The organism is Mesobacillus harenae (assembly GCF_013343715.1).
Lineage (GTDB): Bacteria > Bacillota > Bacilli > Bacillales > Cytobacillaceae > Mesobacillus_A > Mesobacillus_A harenae.
Genome location: NZ_JABUNR010000003.1, coordinates 263,889 through 288,082, shown reverse-complemented (window position 1 = coordinate 288,082; position 24,194 = coordinate 263,889). Strand labels below are relative to the sequence as shown.

The 24,194-nt window shown below is 41.8% G+C and carries 24 protein-coding genes and 1 other annotated feature; of the genes, 1 reads left to right on the top strand and 23 read right to left on the bottom strand.

Going from position 1 to position 24,194, the window contains the following annotated elements:
- Positions 1-62: 62 nt before the first annotated feature.
- Genes HRJ06_RS05405 through HRJ06_RS05390 form a run of 4 tightly spaced genes read right to left on the bottom strand, consistent with a single transcriptional unit; the run spans position 63 to position 3,510 of the window.
- Positions 63-1,199 (bottom strand): bifunctional cystathionine gamma-lyase/homocysteine desulfhydrase, encoded by a 1,137-nt coding sequence (locus HRJ06_RS05405; protein WP_174730051.1) that lies wholly within the window; start codon positions 1,197-1,199, stop codon positions 63-65.
- On the bottom strand, positions 1,200-2,123 hold the full coding sequence (locus HRJ06_RS05400) for a PLP-dependent cysteine synthase family protein (RefSeq protein ID WP_174730048.1): 924 nt from the start codon (positions 2,121-2,123) through the stop codon (positions 1,200-1,202).
- A gap of 23 nt (positions 2,124-2,146) precedes the next feature.
- On the bottom strand, positions 2,147-2,851 hold the full coding sequence (gene mtnN, locus HRJ06_RS05395) for a 5'-methylthioadenosine/S-adenosylhomocysteine nucleosidase (RefSeq protein WP_174730045.1): 705 nt from the start codon (positions 2,849-2,851) through the stop codon (positions 2,147-2,149).
- A 17-nt stretch (positions 2,852-2,868) separates the two neighbouring features.
- Positions 2,869-3,510, bottom strand: a complete 642-nt coding sequence (locus HRJ06_RS05390) for a class I SAM-dependent methyltransferase (protein ID WP_174730042.1) — start codon at positions 3,508-3,510, stop codon at positions 2,869-2,871.
- 175 nt (positions 3,511-3,685) lie between these two features.
- Between HRJ06_RS05390 and HRJ06_RS05385 the strand changes: the two genes are divergently transcribed.
- On the top strand, positions 3,686-3,892 hold the full coding sequence (locus tag HRJ06_RS05385; RefSeq protein WP_174730039.1) for a YrzA family protein: 207 nt from the start codon (positions 3,686-3,688) through the stop codon (positions 3,890-3,892).
- A 306-nt stretch (positions 3,893-4,198) separates the two neighbouring features.
- Here HRJ06_RS05385 and HRJ06_RS05380 read toward each other — a convergent pair whose 3' ends face one another.
- The 19 genes from HRJ06_RS05380 to HRJ06_RS05290 form a co-directional block, all read right to left on the bottom strand.
- Positions 4,199-4,873, bottom strand: coding sequence for a YrrS family protein (locus tag HRJ06_RS05380; protein WP_338421054.1), 675 nt, complete (start codon positions 4,871-4,873; stop codon positions 4,199-4,201).
- A gap of 80 nt (positions 4,874-4,953) precedes the next feature.
- Positions 4,954-6,717 carry a peptidoglycan D,D-transpeptidase FtsI family protein gene (locus HRJ06_RS05375; RefSeq protein ID WP_174730033.1) on the bottom strand — a complete coding sequence of 588 codons (1,764 nt, stop codon included), beginning with the start codon at positions 6,715-6,717 and terminating at the stop codon, positions 4,954-4,956.
- Between the two features lie 72 nt (positions 6,718-6,789).
- Positions 6,790-7,266 (bottom strand): transcription elongation factor GreA, encoded by a 477-nt coding sequence (gene greA / locus HRJ06_RS05370; RefSeq protein ID WP_174730030.1) that lies wholly within the window; start codon positions 7,264-7,266, stop codon positions 6,790-6,792.
- 237 nt (positions 7,267-7,503) lie between these two features.
- The gene (gene udk, locus HRJ06_RS05365; RefSeq protein ID WP_174730027.1) at positions 7,504-8,139 is read right to left on the bottom strand and encodes a uridine kinase; all 636 of its coding nucleotides are present in this window, start codon (positions 8,137-8,139) and stop codon (positions 7,504-7,506) included.
- Positions 8,136-9,410 carry a peptidase U32 family protein gene (locus HRJ06_RS05360; protein ID WP_174730025.1) on the bottom strand — a complete coding sequence of 425 codons (1,275 nt, stop codon included), beginning with the start codon at positions 9,408-9,410 and terminating at the stop codon, positions 8,136-8,138. The genes udk and HRJ06_RS05360 overlap by 4 nt, the downstream gene beginning before the upstream one ends.
- Positions 9,411-9,427: 17 nt before the next feature.
- The gene (locus HRJ06_RS05355) at positions 9,428-10,357 is read right to left on the bottom strand and encodes a peptidase U32 family protein (RefSeq protein ID WP_174730022.1); all 930 of its coding nucleotides are present in this window, start codon (positions 10,355-10,357) and stop codon (positions 9,428-9,430) included.
- Between the two features lie 6 nt (positions 10,358-10,363).
- Positions 10,364-11,002: an O-methyltransferase gene (locus HRJ06_RS05350; RefSeq protein ID WP_174730019.1), complete on the bottom strand. Its 639-nt coding sequence runs from the start codon at positions 11,000-11,002 to the stop codon at positions 10,364-10,366.
- Between the two features lie 229 nt (positions 11,003-11,231).
- A complete protein-coding gene (gene mltG / locus HRJ06_RS05345) occupies positions 11,232-12,383 on the bottom strand; it encodes an endolytic transglycosylase MltG (protein WP_174730015.1) in 1,152 nt (383 codons plus the stop codon).
- Between the two features lie 218 nt (positions 12,384-12,601).
- Positions 12,602-12,895, bottom strand: coding sequence for a DUF1292 domain-containing protein (locus HRJ06_RS05340; protein ID WP_174730012.1), 294 nt, complete (start codon positions 12,893-12,895; stop codon positions 12,602-12,604).
- 11 nt (positions 12,896-12,906) lie between these two features.
- Entirely contained in the window at positions 12,907-13,326 is a 420-nt protein-coding gene (gene ruvX / locus HRJ06_RS05335; protein WP_174730009.1) for a Holliday junction resolvase RuvX, read from the bottom strand.
- Positions 13,327-13,332: 6 nt separating this feature from the next.
- The gene (locus HRJ06_RS05330; protein WP_174730006.1) at positions 13,333-13,599 is read right to left on the bottom strand and encodes an IreB family regulatory phosphoprotein; all 267 of its coding nucleotides are present in this window, start codon (positions 13,597-13,599) and stop codon (positions 13,333-13,335) included.
- A 75-nt stretch (positions 13,600-13,674) separates the two neighbouring features.
- Complete coding sequence (gene alaS / locus HRJ06_RS05325; RefSeq protein ID WP_174730003.1) at positions 13,675-16,308, bottom strand: alanine--tRNA ligase; 2,634 nt, start codon at positions 16,306-16,308, stop codon at positions 13,675-13,677.
- A gap of 57 nt (positions 16,309-16,365) precedes the next feature.
- Positions 16,366-16,577 (bottom strand) — a binding site (T-box leader).
- A 53-nt stretch (positions 16,578-16,630) separates the two neighbouring features.
- Positions 16,631-17,713 carry an AI-2E family transporter gene (locus HRJ06_RS05320; RefSeq protein ID WP_174730255.1) on the bottom strand — a complete coding sequence of 361 codons (1,083 nt, stop codon included), beginning with the start codon at positions 17,711-17,713 and terminating at the stop codon, positions 16,631-16,633.
- A 176-nt stretch (positions 17,714-17,889) separates the two neighbouring features.
- The gene (locus tag HRJ06_RS05315; protein WP_174730000.1) at positions 17,890-18,081 is read right to left on the bottom strand and encodes a hypothetical protein; all 192 of its coding nucleotides are present in this window, start codon (positions 18,079-18,081) and stop codon (positions 17,890-17,892) included.
- Between the two features lie 17 nt (positions 18,082-18,098).
- Entirely contained in the window at positions 18,099-18,569 is a 471-nt protein-coding gene (locus tag HRJ06_RS05310) for a PRC-barrel domain-containing protein (RefSeq protein ID WP_174729997.1), read from the bottom strand.
- Positions 18,570-18,596: 27 nt separating this feature from the next.
- Positions 18,597-21,008, bottom strand: coding sequence for an SF1B family DNA helicase RecD2 (recD2, locus tag HRJ06_RS05305; protein ID WP_174729994.1), 2,412 nt, complete (start codon positions 21,006-21,008; stop codon positions 18,597-18,599).
- A gap of 64 nt (positions 21,009-21,072) precedes the next feature.
- Entirely contained in the window at positions 21,073-21,729 is a 657-nt protein-coding gene (locus tag HRJ06_RS05300) for a tetratricopeptide repeat protein (RefSeq protein WP_174729991.1), read from the bottom strand.
- 133 nt (positions 21,730-21,862) lie between these two features.
- The gene (mnmA, locus tag HRJ06_RS05295; RefSeq protein ID WP_174729988.1) at positions 21,863-22,978 is read right to left on the bottom strand and encodes a tRNA 2-thiouridine(34) synthase MnmA; all 1,116 of its coding nucleotides are present in this window, start codon (positions 22,976-22,978) and stop codon (positions 21,863-21,865) included.
- 32 nt (positions 22,979-23,010) lie between these two features.
- On the bottom strand, positions 23,011-24,156 hold the full coding sequence (locus HRJ06_RS05290) for a cysteine desulfurase family protein (RefSeq protein WP_174729985.1): 1,146 nt from the start codon (positions 24,154-24,156) through the stop codon (positions 23,011-23,013).
- Positions 24,157-24,194: the final 38 nt, after the last annotated feature.

Sequence of the window (24,194 nt, the reverse complement as noted above, 5' to 3'; positions counted from 1 at the left end):
ATGAACTACTAGCAATGGAATTTAAAAAAGGAGGCAGTTTATCTGCCCTCCTCGATACTTTTCTATTTTGTTAGTGCTTGATCAATATCTTCCACTAGATCATCCGCATCCTCAAGACCCACTGAGATCCTTACCAGTCCATCTCCAATTCCCAGCTCTGCCCGACGCTCCTTTGGAATGGATGCATGAGTCATTCTTGCTGGAACTGAAATCAAGCTTTCTACAGCACCAAGGCTTTCAGCCAGAGTGAAGTATTTAATTTTTTCAAGCAGCTTATCAGCGTTTTCTTCACTGCCAACGTCGAATGACACCATTCCACCAAAACCGCCTGCCTGTTTTTTGGCAATATCGTGATTTGGATGAGATTCAATTCCTGGATAAAATACCTTTTTAACGGCAGGGTGTTTTTGAAGAAACTCAACAATTTTACGAGTGCTCTTTTCGTGTTCTTCCATTCGGATTCCAAGTGTCTTAATTCCTCTAATCAAAAGCCAAGAATCTTGAGGTCCTAAAACGCCTCCAGTAGAATTCTGAACAAAATGTAAATCTTTTGCCATTTCCGGGCTGTTTACAACAACTAAACCTGCTACAACGTCACTGTGTCCGCCTAAGTACTTCGTTGCGCTATGAAGCACAATATCTGCTCCGAGATCATGCGGTGTCTGCCAGTAAGGTGTAGAGAATGTATTATCAACAATTGTTAACAAGCTATGCTTTTTAGCAATGCCTGCAGCTGCTTCAATATCGGTAATTTTTAATAATGGGTTTGTCGGTGTCTCGATATAAAGTGCTTTTGTATTTGGCCTAATATGTTCCTCGATACTCTCAAGTTTGCTCGTATCTACGAATGTACTCTCGATTCCAAACCGGTTTAGCACCTTTGACATCACCCGATATGTACCTCCATACACATCGTCTGTCATCAGAACATGGTCGCCGCTGTTAAAGAGCATCATGACAGCAGTAATTGCTGCCATTCCCGAACCAAAAGCAAATCCCGCTTCACCGTTTTCAAGATCCTTAATTAGTTCCTCGAGCGCATGGCGAGTCGGATTTCCTGTTCGGCTATATTCAAATCCTTTAAAGTTCCCTACGCCGTCCTGCTTATAAGTACTGACTTGATAGATCGGTACATTGACCGCTCCTGTTAAAGGATCGCCAGATATGCCACCATGGATGAGCTTAGTTTTTCTTCTCATTTAAATACCTCCCTCATAAATTTTCTTGCTGAGATATCGTTCGCTTCCATCTGGAAAAATAACAATGATGTTCGTACCCGGAGGAGACACGTCCGCTTCCTTCAAGGCAGCATGCAATGCAGCCCCTGATGAACTGCCCATCAACAGCCCTTCTCTGGCAGCCGCTACTTTTACCAGTTCGAAAGCATCCTGATCAGAGACTGTATGAATCGCATCAAAATAGGCAGAGTCCATGTAATCAGGCAGAAACTCCATGCCTATCCCTTCAGTCTTGTGCGGACCGGCCTCTCCTCCATTTAAAATCGAGCCCTCTGGCTCAACAATAACGGTCTTTATCTTTTCATTTTTTTCTTTTAAATAGCGGGCCGTTCCCATAAAAGTTCCGCCTGTACCGGCTCCTGCTACAAATATGTTCACATTCCCATCCAGCTGTTTCCAGATTTCAGGACCAAGCGTTTTATAATATGTGTCAGGATTAGCCGGGTTACCAAACTGCCGGGGACAATAAGCCTCTGGATACTCTTTAAGCAGCTCCTCTGCCCTTTGTATGGCCCCCTTCATTCCTTCACTTGTGGGTGTATGGACAATTTCTGCTCCAAGAGCTTTCATCAAATCCTGCTTTTCAATGCTGAATTTCTCAGGAACACAAACAATTACCTTTACATCTGCCTGAAGTGCTGCCAAAGCTAGCCCAATGCCCGTATTGCCTGCCGTAGGTTCAATGACGGTTCCACCACGCTTCAATTCTCCAGTTTCTAAGGCTTGCTTTATTAATTCCATGCCAAGACGGTCTTTAACACTGCCTCCTGGATTCATGAACTCCAGCTTGGCGAACAGTCTGACTCCATCAGGAATCGGAAACTTGGTTAATTCAACTATCGGCGTCTCTCCTATTAAGTCATGGACGCTTTTGTATATATTCAAAATTTCTTCCCCCTTATGGGAAATTATTGATTATCTACTAAAGAAGACACCATCTTTAACACTAGGTTTGCGGAGTTAACAGCTGCCTTTTCCAAAAATTGTTCAAAAGAAACATCTGATTCTTTGCCGGCAATATCCGAAAGAGATCGTATAATGACAAAAGGTGTCTTAAACTGATATGCCACTTGAGCAACTGCAGCCGCCTCCATTTCAACTGCCTGCAGATCCGTAAATTTGTCACGGATATATTCTACACGGCCAGGATCATTCATGAAAGAATCTCCGGTAGCAATTAGGCCCTTTATGGTCCGGACATCTGTTATGTCTTGAGCAGAGGATTCTGCCGCTTCAATCAATAAAGGATTTGCAATAAATGCAGCGGGCAACTGAGGGACTTGCCCGTATTCATATCCAAAGGCTGTAACGTCAACGTCATGATGGCGAACTTCCGACGAGATAACAACATCGCCAACATTCAATGCTGGATTGAATCCGCCTGCTGATCCCGTGTTAATTACATAATCAGGCTGAAACCTTTCAAGCAGGATCGCAGTAGACATTGCTGCGTTTACTTTTCCGATTCCAGAACGCAGGAGAATGACATCTGTTTCTCCAAGCAGGCCTATCGTATATTCGCATCCTGCGATTGTTTCCTGTCTGCGATTTTCGATCTTTTCTCTTAACAGGGTAACTTCTTCTTCCATTGCACCAATTATTGCAACTTTCATACTGTGTATACCTCTTTCTATTCCTTTTTCTCACCTGTCATCAGCCAGACAAAATCATTGCAGCGCTGAAAGCTTGCTGTAAACCCGTTCTTCTCCAAAATATCCTTTAAAACGGGAATAGTAGTGTAATATTCTCTTTGTAAGTCTTCCGCGAGGTTTTTAAATCCTTTCGACAAGGCAGTTGAGATGGCTTCTTTATAAGCTTCTGCAGACTCGTACATAGTATCCGCAAAAACTATTTTACCACCTTGGGCAAGACGGTTTCCATAGCTGGCTATCGCTTCTGCTTTTTCCTTATCAGTTAAATGATGAAAAGCATAAGTACTCACCATCGTATTATAAGCCAGATTTGTTGGATAATTAAAGAAATCACCTTCTAAAATCAACGCTTTTGAACCAAGCTTCACTTCTGCCTGCTTTCTCATTGCAGGGGATGGTTCAACTGCAATAACTTTCAGCCCTTTTTCAGCAAGTCTTAGGGTAAGATTCCCTGTTCCCGGGCCAAACTCCAATACGGTTCCCTGTGCCCGATTTGTTACTTCTGTTAGAATCTGATCGTAATGTAAAAAAACATCTTTATATTCAGGATCATGGCCTACTACTGAAGAATCATACGTATCAGCCCACTTATCAAAAAGCTCTATAAACTCTTTACCCATTTTGACCACACTCCATTGTTATTCTAATAAATCCTATAAGTATAGTATGAATTAAAAATTAACTTGTTCTAAATTTACCATATTGACTCTATCTGAATCAACTATAACTTGATTCCTTTCATCTACATACATACAATGAGATAGTAGACAGCGCACGGAAAGGATTAGATGATGTATGCTCAATTTCGACTTAATTGAAGATAAAGTAGAGTTTTTTGAAGCTCCTCAACTTAGCCAGCTAGAAAAGAAGATTAATCAACAAATTGAAATTAATCGGGCTATTTTATTACGTGTTCATTCTGTTTCGCATCAGATGCATGTAGATGAAAACGGCCGCTGCTATTATTCTGCCGTCGTACATTTTAAATCAAAAGCCAAATAGTCTTAGAGCGGATTGATAACACAAGAACGGACCGGGCATAATCGCCCGGTCCGTTTGGTCTTGCACACACCCCACATTCCACATTCCACATTCCACACTGTTAAGCAAACAAGCCCTGTAGGCGAAAAAATAAGCTCTCTAGATATTAAAAAATACTTGGTATGGTGGGGTTGATTTCCTTCTGGGGGATCATTGAGGGAGATCTTACTCTAAGACGAAACCCTGAGGATATTCATAACCATAATCTAGTTTGGATACCGGAAATTAATAAAAAAAAGCCTCGAAAATTATCGGGGCTTTAAAGAGCTATTTTTTATCATTTTCAATAAGTTCTTCAACCTTAACTGGTTTCCAGCCCTGTCCATCTACCCACTCGATGTAGACACGGTAGGTTTGGTCACTGCCTTTTCCAGAGATGGTCCCAATTGCATTATTAGGATCTCCATTGCTTTCCAGCCACCAAACAGTCATGTTCGCGTGGTCAATTCCAGCTCCATGGGACAGAGCCAGCTCCTTTTCCTTCCAATCGGCCGAATTAGGATCTGAACTAGATATATGTTCACCTGTCTGAGTGGTGCCAACTGGTTTCCAGTCTGGGTTAACAATTGTTTGCTTAACGTTTGAATCGCTTCCACCATCCGAAACGACTGGCTCGCTTGTACTGCTGTCATCCGAGGTGCTGCTCCCATCTCCCTCAAGATTGGAGCCAGTTTCAGTCTGTCCCGAATCTTCACTGTCATTGTCTGTTTTATCCGATTCCGAGGTATCTTTCGAAGCTGTATCTTTCATATTTTCAGCTGCCACTTGACTGTCATCGGCTGTGTTTTCGTCAGTCCCAAAGAAAATCCTGGAAGATACGAAGATTATCAATAATAGGACAATTACTATCAAGCTATTTAAAATAATATTGGTTTTTCTTCTCTTTGCCCGCTTTTTGATGCGGGACCCTTCGTCTAGATTTCCATAATCGTCGTTTCTCACGGCGCTTTCCTCCCTGAATAAGGTTGTCAACATTCTACCATGACTTTATGCAAACAGGAAAGAATTTATATCTTATCCTTTCATAACCCGTTCTCCTGATCGTACTTAAATATAACATCGACCATATCTGCAAATAGAGGGTTAACAGCTCCTTCATTCCCAAAAACTCCAAGGTTAACTGTTACAAGGGCATACCTAGGGTTCTTATATGGAAAATAGCCAGCAAACCACTTGTTATGAAGCTGCTTATCATCTATAAAAATCCCAGTTTCTGCGGTTCCTGATTTGCCAGCTACCTCATAAGGGAGATTTTGGAACCATCTGCCTGTCCCATTTTCACTCACGACGACCCCACGGAGCAGCTGCTGCAGTTTCATCGCTGTATATGGAGCAAGCGAGTCGCCTGCAAGATCTTTTTTATCAAAAGCCACCAAGCTTGTACCGTTTTGATATTCAATCGCTGTAGCCGCCCTGACCATTTCCTTTTTTCCAGCCTTTGCTATTGTTGCCATCATATTTGCTACTGAGAGTGGTGTGACCCTGACCTCATGCTGTCCAATCCCCGACAAAGCTGCAAAATTATCATCCTTCTTAGCTTCTTCTATTGCAAATACTCTGCCCTTATCTTCCCCTGGCAGCTGTTTAAAATCAGAAAGGTGGAAAACATCACCTTCCCAGCCCGTCTGTCCTACTAATGATAATTTCGCTGCATACTCTTCTAATATATTCTCATCAATCTCCTTCAGCTCTTTCGAAAGCTCTCCAAAGGTTCTGTTGCAGCTTCTTGCAAAGCTCTCTGAAAAAGTCAGATTACCATGCTGAAACTCGAGGTCAGGATCTCCGTTTATTTTTCTGTCGCAATCAAATTTCCGCATTGGATCAGCCAAATTGTAGTCGATTGCTGCTGCAGCAACCACAGTTTTGAAAACTGAACCAGGTGCATGCTGCTTTAACATCATGTTATTTATACCAGAATCGGCAAATGGATCTTTCCGATTAATCGATGGTCGTGATACCATTGCCAGAATGGCGTTTGATTCGATATCAAGCAAAACTAGGCCTCCTGATTTGATAGCATGTGTATCGGCCAGCTGCTCGGCTGCTTCCTGCAGCTTCTTATCAATCGTTGTCCTTATGTTTATTGGGTAGAAAGGATTGCCAGGCTCCACATACTTTACATTAATGCCAAATAAAGGTGCTCCCTCACCATCAACGTGATAAACAAGCTTGCTGCTGCCTTCTGCTAACAGAAATTCATCAAAGGACTCCTCAAGTCCAGATAATCCAATTAATGTGCGCGGGGGGAGCTGTTTATCTGGGTGCCGCTTTAGTATCATCCTTTCATTTTCACCAACAATCCCTAACAACTGTTCAGCCGGATTTTTTTTAACATCATATTTTTGCTCTACTGCAAACACACCAGGGATTTTTAAAGAGTTTATCTTTTCCATTTGAATTTTTGTGAGCACCACAGGCTGAGGTTCTCCATATGCAAATGGATTCTTAGCAGCTTTCACTGCTTCCATAAGCCTAAATTCAGAAACTCCTATAGTTCTCGCAACTTCGGCAGCAGGCCAATCAATCTTTTTTAAAAAAGGAAATAAGATAAGAACGGGAATTTTTTCGAAGGTTAGTGGCTCTCCATGCCGGTCTAAAAATTTGCCTCTGCCATTATCAACAACCATTGACTGGGATCGTTGTTCTACACTCGATTCTAATAAATTTATATTGTGCTTAGAAAAAGATTTAGTATCCACAAGCTGAATCTGGACTAGCCTTGCAAATAAAACAGCCAAAACAAGGAAACATAGGGACGTACAGAAAATTGCTCGTTTTTTCCACATAAAAAACACCTCGTCAAGAGTGTTGACGAGGTGCGGGAAATTCAAACATTTTAGTTATAAATAAAGGAAATCCTAATTAATCGATGTAATTCTAACGCTCATTTCCCCGCCAGGTGTTTGTACAGAAACCTGGTCACCGACTTTTTTCCCAATTAAACTCTTGGCAATCGGCGAATCGTTTGAAATTTTCCCTTCAAACGGATCAGCTTCAGCACTTCCTACAATAGTATAGGTTTCTTCGTCCCCATTTGGCAGCTCAACAAAAGTAACCGAACGGCCAAGCGAAACTGAGTCTCCGCTGATAGCATCTTCTTCAATAATTTTCGCATTGCGGATCATGTTTTCAAGCGTAGTAATTCTGCCCTCAACAAACGCTTGCTCTTCCTTCGCTGAATCGTACTCAGAGTTTTCAGAGAGGTCACCAAAGCTGCGGGCGACTTTAATTCGTTCTACTACTTCTTTTCTTTTTACTGATTTTAATTGTTCTAATTCTTGTTCAAGTTTCTCTTTACCAGCTTGTGTCATTGGAAAAACTTTATCTGTAGCCACTATTCTTCACTCCTTCTAATCATCGCAAGTCCCCAAAAAACTTAGTCTGCAATATGTAGGCGTATTTACAATGTAAATACAGGTTGCGCGTCCCCATTAAGGGGCGCGCAGCACATTAGTCCCAAGGGACATTTTGTTTTTTTAGTCAGCCATATGATTGATCATGATAAAAACAGGTATTGGACAAGCGAAGCATTGTTTTTACCAAATAAACCTATTATTATCTATGCTATTGTTTCACAAAAACGATTTTTGTTCAAGAATTGTTTGAATTTTTGTTACCATAAGGTCAACTGCCACATGATTGTGCCCGCCTTCAGGTATGATCACATCAGCGTAACGCTTCGTGGGTTCAATAAATTGGTTATGCATCGGCCTAACAACACCGACGTACTGTTCAATGACTGAATCCACAGAGCGGCTGCGTTCTTTAATATCTCGAAGCAGTCGGCGGATAATCCTCAAATCGGCATCTGTATCAACAAAAAGCTTAATATCCATTAAGTCTCTTAGCCGTTCGTCTTCAAGTATTAGGATTCCTTCAAGTATGATTACATTCTTAGGCTCCACCGGAATAATCTCGCTGGACCGGGTGTGCATAGAATAATCATAGACCGGCTTTTCAATCGCTTCATAAGCCAAAAGCTTTGTAATATGCTCAATGAGAAGATCATTATCAAAAGCCAGCGGATGGTCATAATTCGTTTTCAGCCGTTCTTCAAATGGAAGATGGCGCTGGTCTTTATAATAAAAATCCTGTTCCAGCATTAAAATAGAATGACCTTTAAAATGTTCGTAAATAGCTCTCGTTACACTGGTTTTCCCTGAACCGGAACCCCCAGCAACGCCTATCACAACTGGTTTGCGTGTCATGCTTTCTTCTCCTTCCGCATCATGTCATTAGGATGGACCGGCTGATCCGCCTTGAATTGGACAATTTGCAGAGGATGGCGGGCTGCATCTAATACATTTCCGCGTTCATCCCATAATTCCTCCACAACCATTGTGAAATTATCCATTTTAGGACCGAAAAATTCTACTTCATCTCCGGCCTTAAAATAATTACGCTGTTGAAGTGTGACTATTTTGGTTTCAGGGTCATAGCCAAGGACCAAACCGGCAAAGTCGAACATTGTCTTCTTGCTATGGTTTCCAAACATTTGCTCTTTATACCCGGGAACTCCTTCAAAAAAGGCAGGAGCGGTTTCACGGTTTGCACATTTGTCCAGTTCCTCAAGCCATTCTTTTTTTATCTTGAAGTTTTCAGGGTCTGCACAATAGGCGTCAATTACTTTCCGATACACACTAACAACAGTGGCAACATAATGGATCGACTTCATTCTTCCTTCAATCTTTAAACTGTCAATTCCAAGTTCAATCATTCGGGGAATTGATTCAATTAATTTGAGGTCTTTTGGGCTCATTGCAAAAGGATGATCCCCTTCAGCAAACAAGGCTTTTTCATTTTCTCCCGCTAACTGATACAAGTCATAATCCCATCGGCATGACTGGCAGCAGCCACCCCGGTTAGAATCACGGGCGGTCATATGGTTACTCAGCGTACAGCGTCCTGAATAAGCAATGCACATTGCCCCATGAATAAAGGTTTCAATTTCAATATCCACTTTTTCTTTAATTTCGCGAACTTCTTCTTCGCTTGTTTCCCTCGCCAAGACAACACGCTCAAGCCCTTCTTCTTTCCAGTACTGTACAGCCTTCCAGTTAGATAAAGATTGTTGGGTACTTAAGTGGACTTCAATTTCGGGAGCGACCCTCCGGCAAGTTTCAATAATTAACGGATCTGCAACAATTATTCCTGCTACTCCAGCGTCACGTAATCCCAAAAGATAGTCATCGAGCCCATCTATATTTTCGTTATGGGCAAAGATATTCGTTGTTACATAAATTCTAGCTCCATATTGTTTGGCAAACTCTACGCCTTCTTTCATTTCTGCAAAGGTGAAATTATCAGCATTCGAACGCAATCCGTACTCCTGGCCTCCGATAAATACAGCATCAGCCCCGTATTGAACAGCAATTTTAAGTTTCTCTAGGTTGCCTGCTGGGGCTAGGAGTTCCGGTTTTTTCACAATGACGCGTTTTCCATTGATCATTTCAGAAATATTAGCTTTGACTGCTGTCATGATGGCTGCCTCCTTATTTAATAAACGGTCTCTTTGAAAAAGAATCCCGTATCGAGCCTTCGGTTTGGCGGCTGAATCGCTTCAGCTTCAGCCAGAAGCTCTTCTTTCAAATCATCATATTGATCAGGCTCATCCACTGAGAGATCAATTGCTTTTCTGTACAGCTTTGTAATGGCAATGATATATTCCGGACTTTTCAAAATACCATCAATTTTAAAAGAATCCACCCCTGCTTCAACCATTTCCTGCAGCTCATCGATTACGCATATATCATTAGGACTCATAATGTGAGTTCCATTTTCATCTTCAAATATCGGGTATTTGTTTTCACGTTCATGATCATGCAAAAACATATCTTTAGCCTGTTTGGCTCTTTCGACTTCTAGTTGTTTTCCCTGGTATTCAAAATAATTGCCAAGTAACGAGCGTTTTGACTGGAACATACAGGTCATGCCATGTACCTGCACTTCAATCTCTACTTCCGCATTCTCTTTCATTTCAACGATTGCGTCCATATTGATTTCACGCGCTAGTACTGCACGTTTGGCACCTTTTCTTCCCCAATAATTACATGTGTACCAATTGGTAGCTGTTGTTTCTGTGTTCCAGTGTAACTTCATTTCAGGTGCAACATCCCTTGCAATCATCAGAACAGCAGGATCTCCGAAAATAATTGCGTCTGTACCGATCTCTTCAAGGAATTGAATATAACCCTCAAGTAAGTCTATTTTCTCGTTATGAAAGAGTGCATTCACGGCTGCATATACCTTTTTACCTTTTGAGTGGGCTAGCTTAACTGATTGTTTAACATCTTCTCGGCTGAATTCGCCTGCAAGTCGCAATCCGAAATTCTCTTCGCCTATCACAAATGCATCAGCACCAGCTTCGCATAACGGTAAAATGTCATTTACACTTGTAGGGGTAACCAATAACTCAGGTTTTTTCATTCCTTTTCACCTCTTTATACTGACAGCTACACCATCTCCAACTGGAAGAATAACAGTGTGGAATTCAGGATTATTTGCCAGCCAGCTATTGAATTCATTTATTTTTTTGACGAGACTGCGGAGTCTTCTGCTTTCGATTTCACCTTCGTAAACAAGTCCTTTAAAAAGTACATTATCAGTTATCATAAGCCCGCCGTTTGATAAAAAATTAGAGTACATTTCAAAAAAACGTTTATATTGTCCTTTTGCAGCATCAACAAAAATAGCATCAAAAGGACCGTGCTGTTTAACGTCTTCTTCTACTTCAAGCGCATCCCCATTGATTACAGAAATTTGGGATTCTTTGTTAGCCATGCTTATATACTTGCAGGCTAAACGATACCGCTCCTCATCTCTTTCAATCGTAGTAATTATCGTGTCTGGGAGAGCTTCTGCCATTCTTAATGCAGAGTACCCGATTGCGGTACCGACTTCAAGTATCGTTTTTGGCTGGTGTATACGCAGCAGTTGAAGCAACGCTTCCATTCCGGCAGGTTCCATTATCGGAACCCCGTTTTCTTTCGCAAACAGCTCCATCTCCTGAAAAAGAGCAGGACGATCAGCAATGAGCTTATCAATATAGTCTTGCAGCTTTTCATTCATCAAGCTGCTTCACCTCTATCCTTTTAACCGATTACTTTTAGCATGTTCTAAAGACATGAAAAAATAGCGTTTACAGACAGGAACCCGTGAAAAAGCTGTCCATTCGGCGAATGGCCAACCACAGTTATTCCTCGTTCCATAATGTACGCTATCATCTTCGTATAAAAACACTTGGACTATTTTAACATAAGAAACAGGGAAATGCGAGCGTATTTGCATTTCCCTGCCATTACTAGTTTTGGCTTGTGATATGCTTGGCCTTCTCTCGGTTATGCTCGTCAAGTGTCCTTGTGAAAATCACCTCTCCTGTAGAGGTTGCCAAGAAATATAGAAGGTCGGTTTCCTCAGGTGCCAATGCAGCTTCAATCGACATTACTCCCGCGTTTGCGATCGGACCGGGCGGCAAACCTTTATATTTATATGTGTTGTAAGGTGAATCGATCTCGGTATCTTTATAGAAAACTCGATCTTTATGTTCCCCATGAGCATACAAAACTGTCGGGTCCGTTTGGAGCAGCATTCCTTCTTCTATGCGATTGAAGAAAACGCTTGAAATTTTTTCACGATCCGCTTTCTCAGTTGCTTCTTCCTCAATTAGCGATGCCATCGTAAGCAAAGTATGAACAGTAACATCCTGGTCATTTATAAGGCCTCTGTATTCCTCGATCACACTCTTTGTTTTATCCAGCATCAATGTAATAATCTCTTCAATAGAAGGATCTTCTTTGTAAAAAGGATACGTAGCAGGGAATAAGTAGCCTTCAAGCGCATACTTAACTTGCTCGCCAAGGATCTCTTCTGTCAATACATCAGGATATTTATCCATCATAGATTGGATAAAGTCCTTATCGGTAAGGGTGTCTAATACCTCTTCCGAATTCTGGTTCGTTTTCTGGGCCACGATTTCAGCTATTTCCTCAAGTTGCTTTCCTTCAGGAATGGTAATTTTCATGACAACATCCTGTTCTACACTTCCGGTTTTCAAACTTGTAATTATCTCTGGAAAAGTCATAGAAGGATTCATCTGGTATTCACCAGCCATAAAACCAGCTTCATTTTTAAATTTCACATAATATTTAAAGACCTTTGCATCTCGGACAATTCCTTCTTCTTCAAGAATATTGCCAATTCCAGTGACAGAAGAACCCATTGGAATTTCAACTCGTTTGGTTTTATTGCTAGTTGGGTCAACAGGCTTAAGCGCGGATGTAATATAATAATAACCTCCGCCTGCAAGTGATCCTACCAGTAGAAATAAAACAACTGCAACGACAAAGACAACTCTCCTGACAATTCGGGCTTCATTCTGCCGCTCTATCAGTTTTTCGTATATTACAGTCTTTTTATCTTTTTTCTCTGTAGTAACCTTTTTTTGATCTGACATGCTTTCCCCCTCCAGCCAATCACTATTAGGCAGCTGACTTCGAGATCTGAATGTTTGTACCGAATCATTATACTATATAATTTCACTTTCGTCGCAAAAAATTACGAAAAATCCCTTTTTGTGACAATAACCGCGCTTAAAAACTCATTAGAAGACAAAAAAATAAAAAACCGGGCTTGTCCACCCGGTTTTTTAAAACTTACACGAAATTAAAACTTTTATTCCTGCTCGTCGTCCTGTTCACTAAGGAAAGTTTCGAGCATCTCTTCGATCATATCCCACTCTGCATCCGTTTCGATAGGAGTTAGATCTCCTTCACCGTCTGCTTCATCAGGATTAAAAGAAGATGCGTGAATTTCAATTTCTTCTTCATCGTCATCTTCTGCACCAATAGGATAGTATAGTACATAAGATTTTCCAAATTCTTCAGAATCAAAAGTGAAAAGCACTTCGCAAAGCTGCTCGTTTCCGTTTTCATCAATTATCGTAATGTTGTTTTCTCCGTGTTCCATTCATTTACACCTCATTTAATTTGGCTATTCAAGTATCCTTGCAAAATCATGACGGCTGCCATTTTATCGATAACTTTTTTCCGCTTTTTGCGGCTGACATCCGCTTCCAGCAGCACGCGCTCAGCAGCCATTGTTGTCAGACGCTCATCCCATAATACCACAGGAATGGCGAAACGGACTTCTAATTCCTTGGCATAATTTTGGCTTAATTCCCCACGCGGGCCAATCGTGTTATTCATATTCTTTGGCAGACCTACCACAACTTTGGTTACTTGATACTCTTTTATAATTTCTCCTAATTCTTCGAATCCTAACTCATTTTTTTCCTCATTGATTCGAAGTGTCTTAATGCCTTGCGCTGTCCATCCAAACTCATCGCTTATAGCAATGCCGATTGTTTTTGAGCCAAGGTCTAACCCCATAGTCCTCATAAAAATTTATCCCTCTCGATGATGCTTTAAATAGGACTTAACTAGCTCTTCAATGATTTCATCCCGTTCGAGCTTCCTAATGATATTCCGTGCATCACGATGACGAGGGATATAGGCCGGGTCTCCAGAAAGCAAATAACCGACAATCTGATTAATTGGGTTATATCCTTTTTCCTGAAGTGCTTCATATACTTGAAATAGTACCTCGTTTACATCATGTTCAAAGGGATCTTCAGGAAAATTAAATCGCATCGTTTTGTCAAAAGAGCTCATTAAATGCACCTCGCTTTTTTGTTGGCAGGCAGAATACGGTAAGATACCTACATTTTACACTAGTTCGTCCTGATATCAAATGGATTTTATCCATTCCTCCACAAATTGAAGCGCACTTTCAAGCTTTTCTGGATCCTTGCCTCCAGCCTGGGCCATATCCGGACGGCCTCCGCCGCCCCCGCCGCAAATGGCAGCAGCTTCTTTTACGAGTTTACCAGCATGGTATCCCTTTTCAGTTAGATCCTTTGTTACTGCTGAAATTAGGTTGACTTTGCCGTCTGTTACACTGCCTAGCAAAATTACTGCAGAGCCAAGCTTTTGTTTTAAGTCATCTACCATGTTACGAAGCCCGTTCATATCTGCAGCCTGTACCCTTGCTGCTAGGACATTTACCCCGTTAATTTCTTTCACTTTTGACGTAAGGCTACCTGCTTCAATGTTACCCAATTTTGCTGAAAGTGATTCATTTTCTCTTTGCAGATGTTTAATTTCGGCAAGCAGGAGCTCAATCCGACTAGCCACTTCTGCTGGGTTGGTCTTCAGTTTAGAAGCTGCCTGCTTTAAAACAGAAATTTGGCCAGTCAGAATATTGTAGGCTCCTTCTCCAGTAATTGCTTCAATTCTTCTTGTCCCAGCTCCTATGCCGCTTTCGGAAATAATTTTAAACAATCCAATCACTGATGTGTTAGGAACATGACAGCCGCCGCATAATTCGAGGCTGTAATCTCCAACCTGTACGACACGGACGATGTTGCCGTACTTTTCGCCGAAAAGTGCCATCGCTCCCATTGCCTTCGCTTCATCAATTGGTTTAAATTGTGTTACCACCGGAACGCTATTCCAGATCTTTTCGTTAACAATTGTTTCGATTTTCTCTATCTCTTCCGGCCCTATTTGACCAAAGTGAGAAAAGTCGAAGCGCAGGCGATCTGGCTCAACAAGAGAGCCCGCTTGATTTACATGGTTTCCAAGAACATCCTTCAAGGCCTGATGGAGAAGATGGGTGGCTGTGTGATTTTTAACTATTTTCTGCCGGTTTTCTGCTGATACCTTTGCATGAACATGCTGACCTTCACCAAGTGTGCCGCTTTGGATAACAGCATGATGCAGATTTTGGCCATTTGGAGCCTTTTGGACATCCTTTACAAGAATAACCGTTCCTTCCGCCTCTAAAACACCTTTGTCGGCTATTTGCCCGCCGCTCTCAGCATAGAAAGGTGTTTTGTCGAGGATAAAATAAAATTCATCCCCAGCAGAAACCTCTTGTACAAGCTCACCATTTTTCACAAGTACAACGGCCTTGCTGTTCGATTCTAGTGTATCATAACCAACAAATTCACTTTCAGCTTTAATATCACCCAGAACGCCACCTTGAATCTGCATAGATCCAGTATCCTGGCGAGCAAGACGAGCACGTTCTCTTTGCATTTCCATTTCAGCGTTAAAACCATCGTGATCTAGCGACATTCCTTCGTCCTCGGCATACTCTTCAGTCAATTCAACTGGAAATCCGTAAGTATCGTATAGGCGGAAAACATCTTTCCCTGGGATGATTGAACTTCCTTTTTCTTTTTCCTTTTTAATCAAAGCTGAAAGAATAGACAACCCTTCGTTTAACGTCTCATGAAAACGTTCTTCTTCCGTTTTAATAACGGTTTGAATAAACGCTTCTTTATCCTTAACTTCCGGATAAAAATCTTCCATAATTCCCCCTACCACGGGTACAAGCTCATACATAAATGGCCGATTAATGTTCAGCTTCTTTGCGTATCGGACCGCTCTGCGAAGCAGGCGGCGCAGAACATATCCACGTCCTTCGTTTGAAGGCAATGCACCATCTCCGACTGCAAAAGCAACTGTTCTGATATGGTCGGCTATGACCTTAAATGCCGTATCTTTTTCAGGGTCTGCTAAATACTTTTCCTCTGATATTTCTTCCACTGCTCTAAGGATCGGCAGAAAAAGATCGGTATCAAAGTTGGTCGGAGCATCTTGGACTACAGATGCCATCCGCTCTAACCCCATCCCTGTATCAATGTTTTTCTTTGGAAGAGGTGTATAGGTTCCATCCGGGTTATGGTTAAATTCGGAAAAAACCAGATTCCAAACTTCAAGATAACGGTCGTTTTCACCACCTGGATAAAGTTCTGGATCATTTGGATCTGAGCCGTATTCTGGACCTCTATCATAAAATATCTCCGTGTTCGGGCCGCTTGGACCTTCTCCGATGTCCCAGAAGTTCCCTTCTAGACGGATAATCCTCTCTTCAGGCACTCCAATTTGCTTAACCCATATTTCATATGCCTCATCATCTTCAGGATGAACTGTAACAGAAAGCTTTTCAGGGTCAAATCCGATCCACTTTTCATCAGTTAGAAACTCCCACGCCCATTCAATTGCTTCTACTTTAAAATAATCTCCAATTGAAAAATTCCCTAGCATTTCAAAGAATGTATGGTGCCTTGCCGTTTTGCCGACATTCTCAATATCGTTCGTACGGATAGACTTTTGCGCATTGGTTATCTTTGGATTAGCAGGAATCACTCTTCCATCAAAATACTTCTTTAATGTTGCCACCCCGCTGTTGATCCATAACAAAGAGGGATCTTCGTGAGGAACAAGGGGAGCACTTGGCTCAACCGCATGGCCTTTTTCCTTAAAAAATTCTAAAAATAACCTGCGAATCTCTGAACCAGACAAGTTTTTCATTCGTTAAAACCTCCTAATATGTAATTAAAAATCCGCACAAAAAAGCCCTCATCCCTGGACAGGGACGAGAGCTAACTCGCGGTACCACCCTGATTATGAATGCACTTCATAGACATTCATCTCTCAAAAAGCCTTAACGCGGCTCACGGCAGGTATTAGCTGCACTCTGGATTAGCCTTCTGTTATCCTTCATTCGAAGCTTCTTTCAGCCTTGGAAGCTTCTCTCTTTAAAATGGACTATAACATACTCGATCCTTCAATACTTTAGCATTATTAGATTACTATAGCCGAATTATATAAACTAGAAAACCTTTTGTCAAATCTAGCGCAATTTCGCCCTTTCCTGATTAAACTGTATGAGATGATCCCGACCATGGATGAATGCCACCTTGACAACTGCCAGAACTGGGACGGCTAAAATCAGCCCAAGAATTCCGGCTATTTCCCCGCCAGCCAGAAGTGCAAGCATAATAATAAGCGGGTGCATGTGAAGACTTTTTCCCACAATCAGCGGAGAAAGTATATTTCCTTCTAAAAACTGCAGCGAAAAAATAATGATAAGGGATATAACAATCATTTTAACAGAAATGGTCGCGGCAATAATGACTGCGGGTATCGCCCCGATTAACGGACCGAAATAGGGAATGACATTTGTAATGCCCACAATGGTTCCTAATATCAATGAATATCTCATTCCAGCCATCCAAAAAAACAGGGATGCCAGGATACCGATAATTAAGCATACTGTCAGCTGTCCCCTGATATAGCTGCCGAGGGATTTATCAACATCCCTTAAAAACCTGATACCTCTCTCCCGCCATTGTCGGGGAGTCAAATACCAAGCTGTCTTTTTGAGAAGATTGAAATCCTTTAACATGTAAAAAGAGATAAATGGAATGATCGCTATCACTAAGATAAAGTTTAAAAACCCCAATAGAACAGTAATTACCCTGGTAAGCAGCTCGTCCAGAGCCAGTTCCAGTGTGTCGATCCCTTCTTCCAACCTCTCCTGAACGCCTGCTGGCCATCGAGATGTCTTGGATTGCATGGTGCCAATCCATTCACGGTACTGGTCAGAATACTTTGGGGCATTTTCAGTTAAGTCTCTTAGCTGATGTATTAAAGCTGGCAGCGTTTTATAGATGGCTAGTCCCAGTCCTCCGAAGAAGAAAAAATAAATGATAAGAACAGCCACTCCCCTGTGCATTCCTGATAAATGCAGCCGTTCTATAACTGGGTGCAGAAGATAAGTAATAAAACCAGCAATAAAAAATGGAATAAACAGCGCCATGAACACTTTAATAAGCGGCATCCAGACTGCCTGCAGTTTTAAGAAAATAAAGATCAGAATAAATAAGAGCAGAAGAAATCCTAGCCGATAGAACCACTTCATTTGTATGTCCACCAATATCCGCCCCCTAAATACTTACTGTTATTGTTAGTGGGAAAGCCGGAATTATTCAGTGTTTAGCTCATTTAACACAAAAACCCCCCTAAAAAACAGGGGAGTAACTTAAGTTGCTTTTTTGGATTTCATTCTGGCCAGCAATAGAGTATTTTATGCGCAAAGTTGCCTTTCAGCTACATACCGTACTGTCTCTCCTGTTCATCGAATAAATCATCGAGAGAGCTAAGGCTGCCATCTTCCTCTACCTGGTGAGTATATATGACTCCCTTTGAGAGGGTTAATTCGATAAAACAGTTCCAGCAGTAATACTGGTTAATACCAATTTTCCCTATATCCTTACTGGTGCAATTGGGACATTTAAGCATGGAAAGACACCTCACAGTTATTCTAAGTTAACAATGATGGCATCTTTCCCGATCGCAGGCGGCTCAACGGCTTTGACGACACGTTTTCCTTCTGTTATATCTGAAAAAAAACCATCCGTTAATTCATACCCTATGATTGTCCCCATTTCTTCCATAAAATATACATCATCCAATAATCCTAGCTTTTCTCCTTCAGAGGAAAGCATAGGTTTGCCAGCAAGGGCTTGACGGTGTTCTAATGTGAATTCTGGAGGATTCTTAAGCTGTTCAATAACAGAATCAGAATTAACCATGATTCCATTCTTTCCAAATGAGGCAACATTTTCAATTCGGATTAAACAATTCCTGTTTAAGAATGTGCCTCTTTTTAAAAGCAGCCCATTGACCTTACCGTCACTGGTAATACTAATATCGAAAACTTCTCCTAAATTTTTCCCATTGTGAACTCCATAAACTGGAAGCCCTTTTAATAGCGAAAATGTCCGCAAAGTGATTCCCACCCCTTCCGAACATAGTTAGTTTCCGCTATCCGCTGCAAAATCATAAGGTGAAACGTTTTCCATTCCAATCATCGGATCGGCGTTCATTAACATCTCTTCATAGTCAGTCTCTTCGGCATCCCATTCATCTACAGGAACAATAATGTCGGGAAGCTGGTCATTTAACTTAACAGCCAGCGTTGTGTTCCTGCTGATCTCATCTGCCTTTTCTACACCATAACGAAGTGCCTCTTCTTCCCCGCACAAAATTAAAAAGCTTTTACTTCTTGTTATAGCCGTGTAAATCAGTTTCTTTTGCAGCATTCGATAGTAGCTTTTCAGTACTGGAAGAATAACGATTGGATACTCACTTCCCTGCGATTTATGCACAGAGCAGCAAAAAGCGTGGGTTATTTGCGTTAGATCCTGCCTTGTATAAGTTACTTCTATCCCATCAAACGAAACAATAATTTGATCTTGCTTTTCGGTGTTTTCCTTAGCATAAAATATGGCTGCAATTTCTCCGATATCTCCATTATAAACATTTGCTTCCGGCTGATTAACAAGCTGGAGAATTTTATCGCCAATTCTATACTTTACATCTCCAAATGAAATTTCTTTCCTTGTGCCATCAGGATTGGGATTGAAAATTTCCTGGAGCAATACGTTTAAACGATCAATTCCAGCAGGGCCCCGGTACATGGGAGCAAGCACTTGGACATCCCTGGCAGAGTACCCTTTTTTCTTTGCGTTCAAGGCAACCTTTTCAACCACATCTGCAATCTGGCTAGTCGAGCATTTTATAAACGATCGATCCTGTTTCTGCAAGGCAAGATCAGGTGGGAGCTGGCCTTTTTTTATGTCATGAGCAAGTTCAATAATAGATGAGCCCTCTGCCTGCCTATATATATCTGTTAGGCGAACGGTTGGAATTTGTTTTGAATCAAGTAAATCTTTTAATACTTGTCCGGGACCTACGGATGGAAGCTGATCTTCGTCCCCAACAAGGATGACCTGAATATTTTCAGGCAATGCTTTAAACAACTGATGAGCCAGCCAAATATCCACCATTGAGGTCTCGTCTATGATAAGTAGTTTACCTGGCAGAGGCTGGTCCTCGTTAAAGTTGAACCCTTCTGCTCCATTCCAGCCCAACAGCCTATGTATTGTTACCGCTGGCAGCCCGGTTGACTCTGTCAGCCGCTTTGCAGCCCGGCCAGTGGGGGCTGCGAGCATAAAAGGATATGGCTCTTCTTTTTTATAATCATTAGGGTCCAAAGAGCAGCCATGAAGTTCACCATATAATTCAACAATACCTTTAACAACCGTAGTCTTACCTGTTCCGGGTCCTCCGGTTAGGATCATCATTGGAGACATTAGGGCTTTCTGGATCGCATCCTTTTGTGTTGGCCCATATTCAACTTTAAGTCGCTCTTCGAGACTTCCCAGCGCCTTCAAAAATTCAGATTCAGGAAATTGGCTTTCATATTCGGTCTGACCCAATACGCGTTTAATATTTGTTACGAGTCCCTTTTCCGAAAAATACAAAGCAGGCAAATAGAGTTTTTGGCCTTCGGCAATCACTTTTCCATCTTCCCCAAGCTGTATGATAACGTTGGAAATATCGGTGAATTCAACTGTTTCCTCATAATTTTCCTCTAACAGCTGTTTTACATCCTCCAGTAAATTACCGGCTTCTATAAATACATGACCGGTTTGAACGCTTGCTGTTTCGAGCATATATAAGCAGCCAGCCTTAATCCGATCAGGATGCTTGCCTGTCATACCAAGCTGACGCCCAAGTTCGTCAGCTCGGCGGAAGCCAATCCCCTGAATGTCCTCAACAAGCTTATATGGATTTGTTTGGATCAGATCAATCGCTTGATCTTTGTACATTTGGTATATCTTCATTGATAGTTGGGGCCCAAATCCATAATCATTCAAACCCACCATGACATGTTCGAGTCCCTGGTGCTCAACCAATGTATCATAGAGAACTTTCGCTTTGTCTGGAGGCAGTTTTGGAACCTGATCGAGAGCAGAGGGAGACTCCAGAATACGGGAAATTGCTTTCTCACCAAGAGATTCAACAATCCGCTCTGCAGTCTTGGAGCCAATCCCTTTAAAAAGGTCACTGGATAAATAATTAATAATCCCCTGCTTCGATTGGGGGAGGTCTCTTCGAAAATGTGTTGCCTGAAACTGCAGACCGAACTTTGGATGATCCTTAAGCTCGCCGAAGAAAATGTACGTCTCCTCATCATGCACTCTAGGAAAGTAACCGGTGATTACCGCTTCTTTATCTGTGTATTCCTCATTGGTCTCTTCCAGTCTGATTCGTAAGACAGTATAAAGATTCTGTTCATTATGAAAGATGGTAACCAGATGCCTGCCCTTCATAAACTTCCCTTGCTCAGTGAACAAATCAAGCGACTTTTGTTTTTCCATCCGTTCTCCCTCCCCCTGCTTCACGCAGCAGTCCAAATTATGTATTGCGATTTTTATCGGTACGTTATAGTCCGCTATCCTCAATTAGTTTTTTTCCATGTCCGGCAAGAAGGTGATCAGGCTGAACTTCTAAAGCGCGGTTAAACATCTCTAAAGCCATATTTGCCTCTTCTTTGAATCCATATGCAACACCTAAGTTATACAAAGCATCCGCATGGTTTGGATCTATGGAAACTGCCCTTTGCAGCTGTTTGATCGCTTCATCGATATAATTTTCTTGCGCAAGACACAAACCGTATTGGAAGGATACTTCTGCATCGTCTTCGTTTAGTTCACTGCTCCGCTGCAGGTATGGGAGTGCAAGCCGCAGCTCATTGAGGTGAACGAGTGACATTCCAAGCATAAAGAAATTATCTCCCGTTTCAAGTCCGCAGCGATACGCCTTTTCAAACATCTGCTGTGCTTCAGTAAAATTTTCAAGTTCATAAAATACATTTCCCTTGCAATAATAAGCAGCTGCAGCACCTTCGTCCAGTTCAATTGCCTTATCGTAAAAATCTAAGGCTTTTTCCTTATTTCCTACAGCAGATAGCAGATTGCCGAAGTTGATATAAGGAATAGCATCTGTAGGTGTCTCTTCTATTGCCTCCGTAAACATTTTGGCTGCTTCCTCCCAATTTCCTTCTTCCATTAACTTTATCCCGGTCTGATTTTTATCCATGATTCATCACTCCGTTCTATATTTCAAAAAAAATTATATCATAATTTACTGAATCAATATGAAAAGGACTCCGCTCTGATGAAAGAGCCGGAGTCCCTTTGGTTAGGTTCTGAATTTTCGAGCTAAGCGATTCTTAACCCACATAGGTAAGACGGTTTTCATCTTTGTAGACCAAATCAATTGTTCCTCCTCCCAAGCATTCGTCACCATCATAAAACACGACTGCCTGGCCCGGAGTTACCGCTCTGATCGGCTGATCAAAAACTACCTTCACTTTCTCATCGTCAAGAAGCTGTACCGTGACCATACTGTCAGGCTGCCTGTAACGGAATTTTGCTGTGCATTGAAATTCCTTCGGCTTGGGCTTTGCTGAAACCCAGCTTACTTGAACAGATATAATTGAATCTGAGTACAGTTTTTCATTATGAAAACCTTGTCCGACATACAAGACATTGCGCTTAAGGTCTTTTCCTATCGCAAACCAAGCTTCACCAGAGCCGCCAATCCCGAGTCCATGTCTCTGGCCAATCGTATAATACATAAGCCCATCATGCTTACCCATAACCTCGCCTTCAAGCGTTTCCATGTTACCTGGCTGGGCTGGAAGATAATTTCCAAGAAATTCTTTGAAATTTCGTTCACCAATAAAACAAATACCGGTGCTATCCTTTTTTGAAGCAGTAGCTAAATCCGCTTCCAGAGCCAATTCTCGTACCTTTGATTTTTCCAGGTTGCCAATTGGAAAAAGCACCTTGCTCAATTGCTCCTGAGAAAGCTGATTGAGGAAGTAGGTTTGGTCTTTATTTTCATCATGGCCCCTCAACATCTTATACTCTCCATCACGATATTCTACTTGAGCATAATGGCCTGTTGCAAGATAATCCGCACCAAGGTTAAGAGCATGCTCAAGGAAAGCTTTGAACTTAATTTCTTTATTGCACATTACGTCCGGATTAGGTGTTCTTCCCGCTTTATATTCTTCTAAAAAGTAGGTGAACACTTTATCCCAATATTGTTTTTCAAAATTGACAGCATAGTATGGGATCCCGATTTGATTACAGACCCTTATAACATCATCATAATCTTCAGTAGCTGTACATACACCATTTTCATCGGTATCGTCCCAATTTTTCATGAAGATGCCTATAACATCGTAGCCTTGCTCTTTGAGAAGCAGAGCTGCAACCGATGAATCAACGCCCCCGGACATTCCTACGACTACTCTTGTATCCTTAGGTGCTTTTTTCACTTTTTCCACCTCATCTTGGTCCTGCTTTCAATCTAGTTTCGTGTTAAACGTGATGTTATATTCGCTGTTTCTTCAGCTGCTTTTTCTATCTCACCTATGGTGTTATTTAACCCAAAACTAAACCGAATTGAATTTTGAATCCGTTCTGAATCTTTGCCGAACATGGCCACAAGGACATGAGAAGGTTCAATCGACCCTGCTGTGCAAGCTGAGCCGCTCGAGACCGCAATCCCTGCCAAGTCTAAATTGACGAGCATAGCTTCTACATTTGTACCTGGAAGGCTTAAGTTTAAAATATGGGGAAGTGATTTTGCAACTGATCCGTTTAGGGAAAATTTGGTCCCGCTTTTTTCAAGCTTGTCCAAAAAGACCTGTTTAAAAACTAAATATTGCTCGCGTTTTAAGGCCTGTTCATCCATTGAGATTCGAACCGCTTCCCTGAAACCAGCTATAGCCGCTACATTTTCGGTTCCTGCCCGTTTCTTTCTCTCTTGTTCCCCTCCAAAGAAGCGGGGCGCCAAATCAGTTCCATTCCTAACGTATAAAAAGCCGATCCCTTTAGGTCCATTTATTTTATGGGCTGATACCGACAATAAATCAACCTTTAATTCGTCCACATTAAGTTTTTCTATTCCGAAGGCCTGAACCGCATCAGTATGGAAGACAGCCTGATGACCTGAGAGAAGATCTCCTATTTCTGCAATCGGCTGGATCGTACCTACCTCATTATTTCCGTACATCACCGAAACAAGAACCGTTTCATCTCGGAGGGCCGCTTTGACGGCTTCAGGAGTAACCAGGCCCTCACTGTTAACAGGAAGATACGTCACTTCATACCCTCTCTTTTCAAGGGCATGGCAGCTATGCAGAACTGCATGATGCTCGATTTCTGTTGAAATAATATGATTCCCTTTGGAGCGGGTTCCTTCTACTGCTCCAATAATGGCTAAATTATCGGCTTCTGTGCCGCCGCTGGTGAAAATAATAGTATTGGGTTTTGCCCCAATGCTATTAGCAAGTTCATACCGTGTTTCATCCAAAATGTGTCGTACTTCCCGGCCGAACGAATGTATGCTTGATGGATTTCCAAAATAGGTTTCCATTACCTTGATCATTTTTTTCAGGACATCTGGATGCATGGGAGTAGTTGCTGCATGATCCAAGTAAATTTTATTCAATCTCTCACCTTCTCCGCATCTTAATCGACTCTTTGAAA